This window comes from Halomonas smyrnensis AAD6, from assembly GCF_000265245.1.
Taxonomy (GTDB): domain Bacteria; phylum Pseudomonadota; class Gammaproteobacteria; order Pseudomonadales; family Halomonadaceae; genus Halomonas; species Halomonas smyrnensis.
The window spans coordinates 19,606-34,787 of the sequence record NZ_AJKS02000016.1; the positions used below are offsets into that span (position 1 = coordinate 19,606).

Annotated in this window: 12 protein-coding genes; 8 read left to right on the plus strand and 4 right to left on the minus strand. The window is 69.1% G+C overall.

The features are described from left to right. Nucleotides 1-177: 177 nt before the first annotated feature. From UYS_RS0214190 to trxA, 5 genes are all read left to right on the plus strand, one after another. Nucleotides 178-1,314 (plus strand): efflux RND transporter periplasmic adaptor subunit, encoded by a 1,137-nt coding sequence (locus UYS_RS0214190; protein WP_016856182.1) that lies wholly within the window; start codon nucleotides 178-180, stop codon nucleotides 1,312-1,314. Further along, nucleotides 1,314-4,427 carry an efflux RND transporter permease subunit gene (locus tag UYS_RS0214195; protein ID WP_016856183.1) on the plus strand — a complete coding sequence of 1,038 codons (3,114 nt, stop codon included), beginning with the start codon at nucleotides 1,314-1,316 and terminating at the stop codon, nucleotides 4,425-4,427. Before UYS_RS0214190 ends, UYS_RS0214195 begins: the two co-directional genes overlap by 1 nt. A gap of 124 nt (nucleotides 4,428-4,551) precedes the next feature. Continuing rightward, nucleotides 4,552-4,950, plus strand: coding sequence for a SpoIIAA family protein (locus UYS_RS0214200; protein WP_016856184.1), 399 nt, complete (start codon nucleotides 4,552-4,554; stop codon nucleotides 4,948-4,950). Nucleotides 4,951-5,407: 457 nt separating this feature from the next. Then, the gene (locus UYS_RS0214205; protein ID WP_016856185.1) at nucleotides 5,408-6,154 is read left to right on the plus strand and encodes a hypothetical protein; all 747 of its coding nucleotides are present in this window, start codon (nucleotides 5,408-5,410) and stop codon (nucleotides 6,152-6,154) included. Nucleotides 6,155-6,273: 119 nt separating this feature from the next. Next, nucleotides 6,274-6,597, plus strand: coding sequence for a thioredoxin (gene trxA / locus UYS_RS0214210; protein WP_016856186.1), 324 nt, complete (start codon nucleotides 6,274-6,276; stop codon nucleotides 6,595-6,597). A 109-nt stretch (nucleotides 6,598-6,706) separates the two neighbouring features. Here the strand turns inward: trxA and UYS_RS0214215 are convergent, their stop codons facing one another. Next, a complete protein-coding gene (locus UYS_RS0214215; RefSeq protein ID WP_016856187.1) occupies nucleotides 6,707-8,494 on the minus strand; it encodes a diguanylate cyclase in 1,788 nt (595 codons plus the stop codon). A 251-nt stretch (nucleotides 8,495-8,745) separates the two neighbouring features. On the opposite strand from UYS_RS0214215, the gene UYS_RS0214220 reads away from it, so the two are divergent. Then, the gene (locus UYS_RS0214220) at nucleotides 8,746-8,985 is read left to right on the plus strand and encodes a hypothetical protein (RefSeq protein WP_016856188.1); all 240 of its coding nucleotides are present in this window, start codon (nucleotides 8,746-8,748) and stop codon (nucleotides 8,983-8,985) included. A 110-nt stretch (nucleotides 8,986-9,095) separates the two neighbouring features. On the opposite strand, the gene galE is transcribed toward UYS_RS0214220, so the two are convergent. The 3 genes from galE to UYS_RS17485 are packed head-to-tail and all read right to left on the minus strand — an operon-like array spanning nucleotide 9,096 to nucleotide 12,372. Continuing rightward, nucleotides 9,096-10,103 (minus strand): UDP-glucose 4-epimerase GalE, encoded by a 1,008-nt coding sequence (galE, locus tag UYS_RS0214225; RefSeq protein ID WP_016856189.1) that lies wholly within the window; start codon nucleotides 10,101-10,103, stop codon nucleotides 9,096-9,098. A gap of 44 nt (nucleotides 10,104-10,147) precedes the next feature. After that, entirely contained in the window at nucleotides 10,148-11,593 is a 1,446-nt protein-coding gene (locus tag UYS_RS0214230) for a sigma-54-dependent transcriptional regulator (RefSeq protein WP_016856190.1), read from the minus strand. Next, complete coding sequence (locus UYS_RS17485) at nucleotides 11,590-12,372, minus strand: heme NO-binding domain-containing protein (RefSeq protein WP_083868149.1); 783 nt, start codon at nucleotides 12,370-12,372, stop codon at nucleotides 11,590-11,592. Before UYS_RS17485 ends, UYS_RS0214230 begins: the two co-directional genes overlap by 4 nt. 189 nt (nucleotides 12,373-12,561) lie before the next feature. Between UYS_RS17485 and UYS_RS17490 the strand changes: the two genes are divergently transcribed. Further along, on the plus strand, nucleotides 12,562-13,773 hold the full coding sequence (locus tag UYS_RS17490) for a polysaccharide biosynthesis/export family protein (protein WP_016856192.1): 1,212 nt from the start codon (nucleotides 12,562-12,564) through the stop codon (nucleotides 13,771-13,773). Beyond that, nucleotides 13,770-15,182, plus strand: a complete 1,413-nt coding sequence (locus UYS_RS0214245; protein ID WP_016856193.1) for a GumC family protein — start codon at nucleotides 13,770-13,772, stop codon at nucleotides 15,180-15,182. The genes UYS_RS17490 and UYS_RS0214245 overlap by 4 nt, the downstream gene beginning before the upstream one ends.

Genomic DNA, 15,182 nt, shown 5'->3' on the forward strand with positions numbered 1-15,182 from the left:
GGCGTTGTCGTCCGGGGAACGAGTTGCGAAAACATTGTGCAAGGCACGCCGCGTTGACATCCTGACGCTCGGCTTGAGGCATGCTGTCGCCATCTGTCGACAGGTCTTCACCTCGGATTTCGACGCCACCAGACACCCACGTTAGCGGGGCCGCCGCCCTCTTTGCGGACACTGATCATGATCCACGCTCTTCTCTCTCGCCGCGCCCGGCGCACAGGGCCGGCCAGGCTGGCCCTGCTGCTGCTCGCCCTGTCGCCGGCGCTGCCGTGCCTGACCCCGGCCGCCCTGGCCCAGCCCGCCGGCATGCCGCCGACGCCGGTGATCGGCGCCGAGGCCACCCGCCAGGCCTGGTCCGACCCGCTGGAGTCGCTCGGCACCTTGGCCGCCAACGAGAGCGTGACGCTCTCGGCCACGGTCACCGACACCGTCACGGCGATCAACTTCGAGGGCGGCGAGACGGTCAGCCGGGGCGACGTGCTGGTCGAGCTGTCCGACGCCGAGGAGCGGGCGGCGCTGCGCGAGGCCCAGGCGCTGCGCATCGAGCGCCAGAACGCCGTCGACCGCCTGGCCCAGCTGCAGGCGCGCAACCTGGCGCCCCGCGCCGACATCGAGGACAGCCGGGCCCAGCTGCAGCAGGTGGACGCCACCCTCCAGGGCCTGCGCGCAAGGCTCGACGACTACCGCGTCACCGCCCCCTTCGACGGCGTGGTCGGCGTGCGCGACATCAGCGTGGGCGCGCTGGTCACCCCGGGCGACGAGCTCGCCACCCTCGACGACGTCTCGCGCATGAAGCTGGACTTCGAGGTGCCCGAGGTGCAGCTCGGCGCGCTGGCCGAGGGCCTCGCCCTGAGCGCCACCACCGCCGCCTATCCGGAGCGCGAGTTCGAGGGCCAGATCGCCACCATCGACTCCCGGGTCGACCCGGTCAGCCGCAGCATCGGCGTGCGCGCCCTGCTCGACAACGACGAGCGGCTGCTGCGCCCCGGCATGCTGATGCGCGTCACCCTCGACCGCCGCCCGCGCCAGACGCTGGTGATCCCGGAATCCGCGGTGGTCGCCGAGGGCCGCCGCCAGTCGGTGTGGGTGATCACCTCACGCGAGAACGGCCGCGTCGAGCGCCGCGAGATCGGCGTGGGCGCCCGCCGCCGCGGCGAGGTGGAAGTCACCGAGGGCCTGGCCCCCGGCGACCTGGTGGTCAGCCACGGCGCCGACCGCCTGCACGACGCCTCGACGGTCGAGCTGATCGGCGTCGCCGACGACGCCACCGGCGTCAGCGACATCCTGCGCGCGACCCGCGACGGAGATGACGCCTGATGCGCCTGTCCGACGTCTCCGTCCAGCGTCCGGTGCTGGCCATCGTCATGGCCGCGCTGATCGTCGCCTTCGGCCTGCTAGCCCTGACCCGCCTGCCGCTGCAGGAATATCCGACCATCGATCCGCCGATCGTCAGCATCAGCACCTCCTATCCGGGCGCCAACGCCGAGGTGGTCGAGACCCGCATCACCCAGGTGCTGGAGGAGCGCATCGCCGGGATCGCCGGCATCGAGGTGATCTCCTCCTCCAGCCGCGACGGCAACTCCAACATCACCATCGAGTTCGGGCTGAACACCGACGTCGACGCCGCCGCCAACGACGTGCGCGACCGCATCTCCGGCGCCGCCGACAACCTGCCCGAGGAGGCCGACCCGCCCGAGGTGCGCAAGGAGGACACCAGCTCAGAGATGGTGATGTGGCTGATGCTCTCCGGCGAGGGCTACACCACCGCCGAGCTGACCGACTACGCCGAGCGCTACCTGGTCGACGGCTTCTCGGTGCAGGAAGGCGTCTCCGGGGTGTTCGTCGGCGGCGGCCGCGAGTACGCCATGCGCGTGTGGCTGGACAACGACGCCCTCGCCGCCCGCGGGCTGGCGGTCGGCGACGTCGAGGACGCCCTGCGCGACGAAAACGTCGAGCTGCCCGGCGGCGCCGTGGAATCCGCCGACCGCCAGTTCATCGTGCGCCTGCCGCGCAGCTTCGCCACCCCCGAGGACTTCCGCGAGCTGGTGCTCGACCGCGGCGAGGGCGGCTATCTGGTGCGCCTGGCCGACGTGGCCCGGGTCGAGCTCGGCACCGTCGAGGAGCGTTCGCTGTTTCGCGGCAACGGCCAGACGGTGGTCGGCCTGGGCATGATCAAGCAGTCCACTGCCAACGTCATGGCGCTCTCCGACGCGGTGCGCGCCGAGGCCGAGCGGGTCGGCCCGCGGCTGCCCGAGGGCATGAGCCTGGCGGTCAACTACGACGCCTCCACCTTCGTCTCCGGCGCCATCCGCGAGGTGGTCAGCACGCTGCTGATCGCCATCGGCCTGGTGGTGGTGGTGATCTTCGTGTTCCTCGGCAACCTGCGCACCACCCTGGTGCCGGCGGTCACGGTGCCGGTGACGCTGATCGGCACCTTCGCCGCCCTGGCGGCCATGGGCTTCACCATCAACCTGCTGACCCTGCTGGCCCTGGTGCTGGCCATCGGCCTGGTGGTGGACGACGCCATCGTGGTGCTCGAGAACATCCACCGGCGCATGCATCTCTACGGCGAGACGCCGCTGGTGGCCGCCTACCGCGGCGCGCGCCAGCTAGCCTTCGCGGTGATCGCCACCAGCCTGGTGCTGATCGCGGTGTTCGTGCCGCTGAGCTTCATCCAGGGCGACGTCGGCAAGCTGTTCACCGAGTTCGCCCTGACGCTGTCGGCGGCGGTGGCCATCTCCAGCCTGCTGGCCCTGACGCTGAGCCCGATGATGGCCTCCAAGATCCTCTCGCCGAGCCTGCACGAGGGCCGCCTGGCCCACTGGGTCGACGGCGGCCTGCACTGGGCCCAGGGGCTCTACCGCCGCTGCCTGGAGGCGGTGCTGCGGCTGCGCTGGCTGGTGGTGGCGGGCTTCGCGGGGCTGATCGCGGCCATCGCCTGGCTCTACCCGCAGCTGCCGGCGGAATACACCCCGCAGGAGGACCGCGGTACCTTCTTCGTGCTGATCAACGGCCCGCCCGGCGCCACCTTCTCCTACATGGAGGACTACATGGACGAGGTGGAGGCCCGGCTGCTGCCGCTGCGCGAGGGCGGCGAGGTCGAGGACGTGATGATCATGTCGCCCCGCGGCCGCGGGCGGACCGAGAACTTCAACTCCGGCTTCGCCATCGTCGGCCTCGCCGACTGGGACGAGCGCGGCCCGGCCGGGCCGGTGCTCAACCGGGTGCGCCGGGACCTGGCCGAGCTGCCCGGCATCCGCGCCTTCCCGATCATGCCCCAGGGCTTCGGCGGCGGCAGCGAACACGGCCTGCAGTTCGTGCTCGGCGGCGGCAGCTACGAGCAGCTGGTGACCTGGCGCGACGCGCTGATGGACCATATCCGCCAGGACAACCCGGGGCTTCTTAACCTCGAGAGCGACTACGAGGAGAACCAGCCCCAGCTCAGCGTGAACATCGACTACCACCGCGCGGCGGACCTCGGCGTCACCGTCAGCGACATCGGCCGCACCCTGGAGACGCTGCTCGGCGGGCGCACCGTGACCCGCTTCACCGACGAGGGCGAGGAATACGACGTCATCCTCGAGAGCGAGCGCGGCGCCACCCCGACCCCCGGCGCCCTGGAGAGCCTGCGGGTGCGCTCGGCGCGCACCGGCGAGCTGATCCCGCTGTCGAGCCTGGTCGAGATCGAGAGCTTCGCCGGGCCCAGCGAGCTCAACCGCTACAACCGCCTGCGGGCGATCACCGTCCAGGCCGATCTCGCCGACGGCTTTTCCATGGGCGAGGCGCTGGCCTATCTGGAGAACGCCGTGGACGAGGTGCTGCCGCCGGGCGTGCAGACCGACGTCAAGGGCGAGGCGCGGGACTATCGCGAGTCCAGCGGCGCCACCACCTTCCTGCTGGTACTCGGCACCCTGGTGGTGTTCCTGGTGCTGGCCGCCCAGTTCGAGAGCTTCATCCATCCGCTGGTGATCATGCTCACCGTGCCGCTGGCCATCGGCGGCGCCCTGCTCGGCCTGTGGCTGACCGGGCAGTCGCTGAACATCTACAGCCAGGTGGGGCTGGTGATGCTGGTCGGCCTGGCGGCCAAGAACGGCATCCTGATCGTGGAGTTCGCCAACCAGCTGCGCGACGAGGGCGTGGCCTTCCGCGAGGCGCTGATGCGCGCCGCCATGACCCGGCTGCGGCCGATCGTGATGACCTCGGCCACCACCATCGCCGGCTCGGTGCCGCTGATCCTCTCCAGCGGCGCCGGCGCCGAGACGCGGCTGGTGATCGGCACCGTGATCTTCACCGGCGTGGCCGCGGCGACCTTCTTCACCCTGTTCGTGGTGCCGGTGGCCTACGATCTGCTGGCGCGGCGCACCGGCTCGCCCGGCGACGTCGCCCGGCGCCTGGAGCGCGAACTGGGCGACCAGCCGGCCGGGCACTGAGCCGGCATCGACAGGCGGGAGCCCGACGCCGGGCTCCCGCTGCCCTCCGGGCGTGAGCGGCGTTCCACGGACGAGCGGCTATGCTGCAAGGCAGGCACGATCATCCATTCGAGGAGCCACGCACATGCTCGAACTCCTGCCCTCGGGCGCCTCCCACGTGGTGGCGATGAAGGTCAGCGGCCGCGTCACCGCACCGGACCTGCAGGTCGCCATCGACGCCATCGAGGCGACCAAGAAGACCCAGCCCCGCGTCAGCCTCTACGCCGAGATCGACGAGATGCGCTGGATGACCTTCACCGCCTTCCTGCGCGATCTCGGCTACGGCCTGACCCAGATCGGCGATCTCAACCGCTACTACCGCGCCGCGGTGCTCAGCGACAGGCACTGGGTGCGCCACCTGACGCGGCTGGAGAACCATCTGTTCAAGTCAATGGAGATCCGCACCTTCACCGTCCGCCACAAGCCGGACGCGCTGGAATGGGTCACTCACCTGCCCGGACCGCCCGCAACCCGCCAGGCCTGAACCCGTCACCAAGCGAAACGGCGGTTTGCGACCGCGCAAAAAAACGCCCCCACGCGTGGGGGCCAAGCAGGGAGCCGGTGTCTCGGGCCCCGGCGGCATCACCGCCGTGCTCGACGAGCCCGCAGGAAGAAAAAGTCCGGCATGCCACGGGGGCATCCCTGGCGTGCTCCGGGCCTTCCCTGACCCGGCTTGCCCGGCCTCTTGCCGGCCGGGGCCTCACGCCTGGCTCTCATCATGACCCGGGAGGGCCACCGCGACCGCACGGCATCGACGCCACGGCGCGTAAGAGATCGCCGACAACGAGGCGACGCTCGGCACACGGCCGGGTCAGCCACGGCGACATCGGGCCCGGGCGCCAGCCGACAGCGCGAGCGTCGAAACCCAAGGCGATCCGGACAGCGCCGGGGCTTTTGCTTTAGGCTAGGGATCGATTCGCGATCAAACGACAGGGAACGTCATGTTCGAATGGATCTCGCAGCACAAGGGCGTGCTCAACGTCATCATCAGCCTGGGCACGCTGTTTCTCTCGCTGGTCTATGCGCAGCTGCTCTACTGGGGCTTTCGCCGCCAACGACGGCCGCGGCTGCTGATCAACCGCGGCAAGAAGCGCGACATCGAGGCGCTGTGCATCATCAGCAACATGAGCGCCGAATCGATCTTCCTCGAGTACATCGTCGCCGACCTCGAGACCTCCCGGGGCACGCTCACGGTCGACGTGACGGACCGCAAGCAGCAGTACAGCGAGGGCGACGAGGCGCGCGACGACGACCATCGCAGTGGCCGGGATCACGACGACGATGATCACGACCCTCGCCTCGACAGGCGCGATCATCACTACGACACCCGCCAGGGCCCGCTGGATTCCGGTGACTTCCTGCACATCGGCACCTTCTCCGGGCTGATCGCGAGCATCGCCGAGCTGGAGGGCATCGAGATGGCCGGCCATCAGCCGGCGGGCGACCTGAGGTTCCACAGCCTGACGATCCGGCTGATCGGCATCTACGGGCCGGAGGACATGCCGGTCGGCGCCGAGCGCACCTTCCGGCTGAGCTTCCACGCCGATCGGTGCACCCTGGTGCCCGCCAGCTGGGACACCAAGCGCCTCTCCTCCTGGGGCCAGCGGCGACGGCTCAGGCGCATGATCCAGCGGCTCAGTGCCCAGCGCACGGATCGGCTGGTCGGCCTGTCGGATCACGACGACTGACGCGCCCAGAAAAATAACCTTGCTAACTAAATTCCCGTTGAAGTATGGTGGCCGCACGTCAGCATCCTCGCGATGCCTCCACTTCATCCAGCATCTGCCGAGATGCCAAGGAGAGACACATGGCCACCCTGACCGCCGTCAACGACAGCAATTACACCCAGGAAGTGATCGACAGCAGCCAGCCGGTGCTGGTCAAGTTCTGGGCGCCCTGGTGCGGGCCCTGCAAGATGCTCGACCCGGTCGTCGAGACCATCGCCGAGGAGCAGGACGCCGCGCTCAAGGTCGTCACCATCAACGTCGACGAGGCGCCCGACCTGGCCGCCAGGAATGGCGTGCGCGGCCTGCCGACCATCGCCCTCTTCAAGGACGGCGAAAAGGCCGAAGCCCTCACCGGCGTGCAGCCCAAGGAAAGCTTCGATGACCTGATCGCTCGCCACGCCTGAGGCGAGAGCGGCACAACAGCGAAGCGACAGCGGGGCCCGTTCGGGCCCCGCTTTCGTCTGCCCCGCCCCTTTCTTTCCCCTGGTTCCCTCGCCGCTGATCCTCTCACCGTCATGGCGACGTCGAGCGCCGCTGCCTATGACGCTTCCGGGCATACATTGCCGCGTCGGCGCGCTGCATCAGCGCCTCGAGATCCAGCGTGCGCGAGTCGTCGAAGCCGATCCCGATGCTGACGCCCACGCGGATCGCCGTGTCGTCCGAGAGCCGGATCGGCTGGCGGATCGCGGCCTCCAGACGCCGCTTCAGCGCCTCGACCTCCTCGAGGCCGCTCAGGTTCTCACACAGCACCAGGAACTCGTCGCCGCCGAGGCGGGCGCAGTGGTCGTGCTGGCGTATCTGGTGGCGCAGCCGCCCGGCGATGACCCGGATGACGCTGTCGCCCGAGGCATGCCCGAAGCGGTCGTTGATCGGCTTGAAGTCGTCGAGATCCAACATCAGCACCGCCAGCGGTCCGCCGCTCTTCTCGCGGCGCCCCCAGGCCGCCGCCGCGCGATCGGCCAGACCGGTGCGGTTCAACAGCCCGGTCAGGGTGTCCTGGCGGGCCATTTCCTCGAGCTCCGCGGTGCGCTCGGCGACGCGCTTCTCGAGAATCGCTTCCTGGGTCTTCAGCGACGCCACCAGCTGCGCCTGGGCCTTCTCCCTCTGGCGCTTGAGCGTATTGAAGCGCGCCGCCAGCGCGAAGGACAGCAGCAGCATCTCCAGCGCCGACCCCGCCTGGATGCCGTACAGCGTGAAGGCGTTCGACGGAATGATGCCCAGGTTGCGCAGGGCGAAGATCGAGGCGCCCACCAGCAGGAAAGCCCAGGCCAGCATGAACAGCCTGGCCCCCGGCACGCGGCGGTAGGCGCAGGTCACGGCACAGGCCAGCAGCGACAGGCAGGTCGCCAGCCCGACCACGTCCATCAGCTGCAGGGCCACGCGGCGCGGCAGAAGGCCGGCGCCGATCATGCCTGCCAGGCACGCAACAAGCAGCCAGCGCAGGCCACGGTGCCAGCGCGGCGCGAAATGCCGGGTGCGCAGGAACTGGCGGGCGAAGAGAATGCCGAGCGCCGCCGAGAGCGTGAAGCAGAGGGCAAGAAGACGCGCGGTCGCCTCGCCCAGCCCGCCCCACAGCAGCAACGGCCCCAGGCCGTTGGCGGTGACGACCGCCACGCAGAAGCTGCCGACGAACAGCGCATAGAGCAAGAACACCCGCTCCTGAAGACCGACGAACAGCAGCAGGTTGTAGAGCCCCAGCGCCACCAGCAGGCCGACATAGGCGGAGAGCCAGAACATTTCCCGGTCATTGGCGACCCGGAAGGCCTCGAGGCTCAGCAGCTCGACGCCGAGCGCCATGCTACCGGCGCTTTCCACCCGCGCCAGCAGGGTGGCGGCCTCGCCAGCTTCGAGCTCCAACGGGAACGCAGGCAACCGATGGGCCAACACACGATGCTCGGGAGCGAGCGCCAGCCCACTCTGCCAGGCCTGCACGATCGCACCATTCTCCACCCGATAGAGCGAGACGTGCTCCAGCAGAGGATAGACGAAGCGCAGCACGGCCTCGCTCGCGCCATGCGCCCCGCCCGAGACCCGCAACCGCAGCCACACCGGATGCCCGGTGTAGCCGATGCTCTGCTCGGCCCGCGTCTCGAGCGGCCGGAAGGCGTCCTCCCGGCCGATCAGCGCCGTCGCCTGCCACTGCCCTCCCGGATCGGCCAGCATGGCGACGCTCTCGATGCTCGGCGGCCCCGACGACGCCATGGCGCCGGTCGCGAGCGAGAACAGCAGCACCATGGCCGCCAGCCTCGGGCGCAGGCCGCACAGCAGCGGGATGTTGGGGAAGGAAGAGCGCAGGAGCATGCAGCATGAGCCTCAAAGGCGCCGGCCGACCGTATACGGAAAGGCTACTCATGGAGGAGCCAGACAGGCAAATCGGGGCTCGACGGCCGGATGGGCACCGCCCTGCCCCGCCTCCAGGGCCTTGCTCGCCGTGCGCGACACGCCAGATCAATGGCTTGCTGGCAGCCCGTTTGCGCACAGTGTTCTTGGCGTGACAGGCGCCTCGGGATGGTCAAGACTCAGACGGATGCCCACGTCAGGAGAGTTCACCCATGCAGCTTCTCGTCGTCAGCTACACCCCGGGCAGCTACCTGCTGCATTGCCTGGAAGCCGAAGAAATACCCAGCGTCGGCAGCCTGATCGAAGCCGAGCGCGTCAGGGGCCGAGTGCTCAGCGCCGAGCTTTTCACCAACGTTCAGGGCTGTGAAGGCGCGGTGATCGTCGATGACCTCACCGTCAGCCAGGCGGCCGAACTCTGGCCCGCCACGGGCGCTGTGCGGGGAGCGGAATAAGCCGTCTGCACCGCAGAATCGGAGCCTGGGCGAGCCTTCGCGACAAACGCTTCAGACGGAACCGAGCACAAGACGCGCCAGGGTCATGGGGCGAAACCTTCGCCCGTGGATCACCGCTGGCGCCGCAGGAAGTGGCGATGCTCGAACTGCCAGGCATGGGCCACGATATCGCGCAAGTCATGGGTCGGCGCCCAGCCGAGCGCCCGCTCGGCCTTGGCGATGCTGGCCACCAGGCGATCGGGATCGCCCGGCCGCCGGGGGCAGATCGCGATCTCGATCTCGCGACCGGTGACCTCCCTGGCGGTGCGGATCAGCTCGAGCACGCTGTAGCCGACACCGCAGCCGAGGTTGAATACGTCGCTCTCGCCCTCCGCCAGCAGGCGCTCCAGGGCCAGCTCATGGGCGCGACACAGGTCCTCGACGTGCACGAAGTCGCGCACGCAGGTGCCGTCGGCCGTCGGGTAGTCGTCACCGAACACATCGATCCGCTCGCGGCGTCCCGAGGCCGCCTGCAGCACCAGCGGAATCAGGTGGCTCTCGGGCTCGTGCCGCTCTCCGAGCACCCCGTCGGGGTCGGCGCCGGCGGCATTGAAGTAGCGCAGGCAGATGGCCTGCATTCCATAGGCACGACGATAGTCCTCGAGGGCCCGCTCGACCAGGTACTTGGTATTGCCATAGGGATTGATGGGATCGCAGGGCAGGGTCTCGTCCAGATCCCCCTCGCCGGGCATGCCGTAGACCGCGGCGGTCGACGAGAAGACGAAACGCGGGATCCCGTGTCTTGCCATGGCATCCATCAACGCCAGGGTCTGCACCACGTTGTTGTGATAGAAGGCCGAGGGATCGCGCACCGACTCGCCCACCTCGATCAGGGCGGCGAAATGCATCACCGCATCGAAGGCGGTCGACGAGAGCAGCCGGTCGAGGAGCGCACGGTCCCCGAGGTCTCCGACGACCAGCTCGGCGCCCATCACCGCATCGCGATGGCCTCGAGAGAGATTGTCGAGCACCGTGACGGCGTACCCCGAACGCGTCAGCCGCTTGACCATGTGGGAGCCAATGTAGCCGGCTCCGCCCACCACCAGCACCCTGGCCTTGCCACCGGGCTCAGTGATCATGTCGCTCTCCCTGGTCAGCGGTGAAGCTCACCGGCCCTCGCGACTCAGCCATCGACGGTGGCCTCGCCCGACCAGCGCTCGAGCTTCCGGTAGAGCGTCGAGGGGCTGACCGCCAGCGCGCGGGCGGCGCCCGGGACGCTGCCGTGATTCAAGGAGATGGCCCGCTCGATCACCCGCCGCTCGATCTGCGCAAGCGTCATGCCATCGAAGGCGGCCTCCGGGTCCACGGATGGCCCGTCGAGGGAGGGAGCCGCGGCCGAGGGCACGGCGCCGAGGCCTCCCGGGCTCGCGGGCGTCGCCTGGGGCACCGGGCTCGCCTCCCGGGGCAGCAGCGGCGCCAGGGAGAGCGCCGGCCCGGGATTCATGACCACCGCGCGGCGCATCGTGTTCTGCAATTCCCGCACGTTGCCGGGCCACGCATAGCGCCGGAGCTGATCGACGGCGGCGGCATCCAGGGGATCGAACGCCTTGCCCTCCTCGGCGGCGAAACGATCGAGGAAGGCCTGTGCCAGCAGCACCACGTCATCGCCGCGCTCACGCAGGGGCGGCAGCTCGATGGGCAGCACGGAGAGGCGGTAGAACAGGTCTTCCCGGAAGCGGCCGGCCTGCACCTCGGCGGCGGGATCGCGGTTGGTCGCGCAGACGACACGCACGTTGACCGCCTCGGGACGGCTGCTCCCCACGCGCTGGATCATGCCCGTCTGCAGGAAGCGCAGCAGCTTGACCTGGAGCTTGAGCTCCATTTCGCAGATTTCGTCGAGAAACAGGGTGCCGCCGTCGGCCTCCTTGGCGGCCCCGACGCGGTTGTCCAGCGCCCCGGTGAAGGCGCCCTTGACGTGGCCGAAGAGCTCCGACTCGAGCAGGTTTTCGGGAATGGCGCCGCAGTTGATGGCCACGAAATGGCCCTTGCTGCGCTGGCTGATGGCATGGATCGCCTCCGCCGTCACCTCCTTGCCGGTCCCGCTTTCCCCGGTCACGAACACGGTGGCCCGGGAGTTCGCGACGTTCTCGATGGCGCGATACACCACCTGCATGGCATCGGAGCCGCCGACGAACCCCTGGAAGCGATCGCGCTTCTTGATCCGGCGCGCCACCTGCACTTCGCGCTCCAGCATCCGATGCTGGCCGGCGCGAACCACCGTGGTGGTCAGGCGCTCCGGCGCCACCGGCTTGACCAGGAAGTCATAGGCGCCGGAGCGCATGGCCTGGATCGCGCGACTGATGGAGCCATCGGCGGTGATCACCACGACACTGGCGTCTCGCGCCATCTGCGGCGTCGATTCCAGCAATTCCAGGCCGTCGCCGTCGGGCAGGTTGAGGTCCAGCAGGATGACGTCGAAGGGCCGTGAGGATCGTGTCAGCTGCTGGCGTGCCTCGGCCCCGGAGTCGGCCATTTCCACGGTACAGCCCGCGGCCTCGAGCTGGCCCGCGAACGTCAGCGCCAGCGACACGGTATCCTCGATGATCAGCACATGGGTACTTTCACTCATATTGCATCGCTGTCTGTCCCTGGACGAATGATGAAGCGCGCATGATCCGACACGCTGTCGGGACACCACTCCACGCGACTATGCTCACTATAGAAAACGATGCACTGCTGAACCAGACCGAAGGCGATGTGCGCGAAGGCGCGATGGGAGCGGTAGGCGACGATGTATCCCCCCTCGCACTCGTGGGTCGTCACCGAGGGCGGCGTGGCCCCTGGATAGATGACCTTGACCTCCTCGTGGATATGACTCTGCACGTGATCGAGCAACTCGCGCGCCGAGGCGTAACGATGCAGCAGGTGGGGGAAGCGCACCTCGAAACGTTGGAACAGGTAGCGCCCGAAGGCCTCGCAGAGCCCGGCGGCGTCGGCATCGGCGAGGAGGGAGGCCGCCTCCACCAGGGCCCCCGCATGTTCGCTCGGGTAGTTGCCCACCGTGGTGAAGGCGGCCTCATTGGGCAAGTCGGCCTGCTCGATGACGCGCTCGGTGAAATCCGCCCCGAAGCTCTCGTCCATAAAGTTCATCAGCTCGACAAAGATCATCCCTTTCATGGCAGTCGCTCGCTCAACAGGTGAATCGACCGGGCACTGGCGGATCGCCTGTCGTGCCACCTGCGGCACGCGACGACGCCCGCGAGACTCCGGTGACGTGATGCATAGCACTACCCAAGCAAGAAAGATGCCAAGGTGCGACGCCCGGCACATCGGGATGCCTTCCTCCGGCAATCGCAGAGTGCAACGGAAAAGACGCATTCTGCAACGATTGACGTTGCAGAATGCCATGAGCCGGCCTCATCGCCCGCCTCGGGGCCGGGCGCTCCCTCCGCCTTCCCGATCTCAACCCTCGTCTGCCGCCACGCTCCGGCACGCCACTCGGCATCATCACCACGCAACAGGAGAAACTTCTTCCCTCCTGGCCCGAATCTTGTATTCAATCTACTACAGTATTCTTCTAATGAAGGGAGAAAGCGCATGGACGATAGCGTCTGCCGGGCTCGGGCGATCCTCGGCACGATCCTCCTCGGACTGATCCTCACCGGCTGCGCCTCGGCGCCGACCCCCGACAACCGGGCGGAGGCGCGGTGGATGCCCCAGCAGGAGGAGCTCGAGACGGCTCGAGAGCAGTGCGTGCCCGGGCGACCCGCGCAGATGGACCCGGCGCTCGACCGTGTCCCGGCCACGGACCTTCGCCGGGAGGGGGACATGCTGGGCCCGGGGGACAGGCTGCGCATCCAGGTGGTCGGCGATGACGGCCGCCTCTCCCGCGCCTACGTGATCGATGATTACGATCGCCTCGAGCTGCCCGGCCTGGCGCCGCTGGACACCCGGGGCAAGACCCTGCGCCAGGTCGAGACGACGCTGGCAGAGCGGCTGGTGGAGGCCGGCCTGGTTCGCCCCTTGCCGAGGGTCGTCGACGTATCGCTGATGGAAAGCGCCGGCCTCTCGGTCCCGGTCAGCGGCGCCGTCTTCCAGGCCGGCACGGTGCGCATCGGCGAGCGCGCGAGGGAGACGCTGGTGGGCCAGCGCGAGGGACCGGCCAGCGGCGATGCCAACAGCGAACGCAGCGTCGCGGCCGCCATTCGCGCCGCCGGGGGCGCGCGGCCCGATGCCGACCTGACGCGCATCCGGGTGGTACGTGGCCAGCGCTGGACCGAACTGGACCTCAGCGGGCTGCTCGACGGCACGCGTCTGGGCGACGTTCGCCTCTCCCCGGGCGATCGTGTCATCGTGCCGAGCACGGCGTGCTTCGACGAGCGACTGGTGCGCCCGAGCCCGCTGACGCCCCCCGGCATCCGCGTCTACCTGTCGAACCTGTCTCGGCCCGCCGCCAGCAATGCCAACTCGGCCATCGGCAAGGAATCCAGCAGCCTGCCCTACGGCACGCGGCTGCTGCAGGGCCTGGCTTCCGCCAACTGCATCGGCGGCTCGGCCATGAACGCGCATCGCCAGGCCGTGCTGATCTCCGCCAATCCGCTGAACGGCCACAGCGTCGTGATCCAGCGCGACATCGAGGGGATGCTGGAACATGCCCAGCGGGACCGCATCAATCCCTACCTGATGCCCAATGACGCCATCGCCTGCTACGACAGCCGGGCCATGAACGCACGCGACGCCATCGCCCTGTTCGGCGAGGCGCTCGGCTCCGCGGCGACCGCCATCCTGATCGACGACCTGGCACAATGAGCGAAGACACCTCGACACAGCCTCGCCGGCTGCAACGATTCTGGTACCTGGTGCGGGACGGCCTGCCCTCCGCCGGCCGCTACCGGCGCTATGCCGCCTCCCTGCTGCCCTGCCTGATCGTGATCTGGGGCCTGGTGGCGCTCTACCTCATCCTGGCGCCCGTCAGCTACAAGAGCTCGATGACGCTGATCCTGCCCGGCTCCGGCGCGGGCGGCTCCATCAACCTCGAATCCATCGGCCAGGCCACGTCGCAGACGACCTCGGCCTTCTCGAGCCCCTCGCTCAGTCCGACGCAGAACTACAAGCGCCTGCTCGGCGCGGACCTGATCCTGCGTCAGGGGGCGACCAGGCTGGCGGAGGACGCCGAGATCCTGCCGGAGCCGACCGTCAAGCTGGTCGATCAAACCAACCTGATCATGGTGTCGATGCCCGGGGCCAGCCCCGAGCAGGCGCAGGAGCGCCTGGAGGCCCTCCGGCTCGCCTTCCTGTCGGGACTCGAGCGCCTGCGTCAGGACGAGGCCGCGAAGCGCGAGACCGCCGACCTCGCGCGGCTCGACGAGCTGGAGCAGAAGCTCCAGCAGGCGCAGCGCCGGGTCCTCGAGTTCCAGGGCACGACGGGGCTGGCGACCCTGGATCAGTTCCATCAGCGGCTCAACGTGGTCGACGGCCTGCAGGGCAGCGAACGCGAGTTTCGCCAGGCGGTGCGGCGCAGTGAGGCCCAGGCCCGCCGGCTCGGCGAGATGCTCGATATCTCCCTGGACGAGGCACGCAGCGCACAGCTGCTGCGCGCCGACCCGCTGTTCCAGTCGCTGCTGACCCGCTATGCCGGCGTGCTGGCCGACTGGACCCAGGCGCGCGCCACCCTGGGCGAGCAGCACCTGACGCTGACCGAGCTGAGCGCCCAGCGCCGTACCCTGCGCCAGTCGCTGGTGCAGCGTGGCACCGACCTGACCCCGCTGTCTCCCGAGACCCTGCTCGGCTTCGCCGATCTCTCCGTCAGCGATGGCCGCGAGCGACTGCTCGACGAGCTGATGCGCACGGCGGGCAGCGGCGCCGGCGCCCAGGCGGCGCTGGCGGAGGTCCGGGAGCAGATCGCCCAGCAGAGCGATGAGGCGAACGCGCTGGTGGAGAAGGCCGCCGAGCTGACCGACCTGCTGCGCGAACAGCGCGTCGCCGAGGCGGTCTTCTCCTCCGCCCTGGCGCGCCTGGACACCAACAAGGCCGACCCCTTCGCCTCCTACCCCCTGGTACAGACCTTCGAGTTCCCCTCGCTGCCGCGGGGCCCCTCCTCGCCCTCCACCCTGCTGGCCGTCGCCGGCGCGGTGGTGGCTTCGATCCTCGTCACCATGGGCTTCCTGCTGCTATGGCTGCGCCAACCCCTTATCCAGCTAATGCTGCCGAAAAGCTGA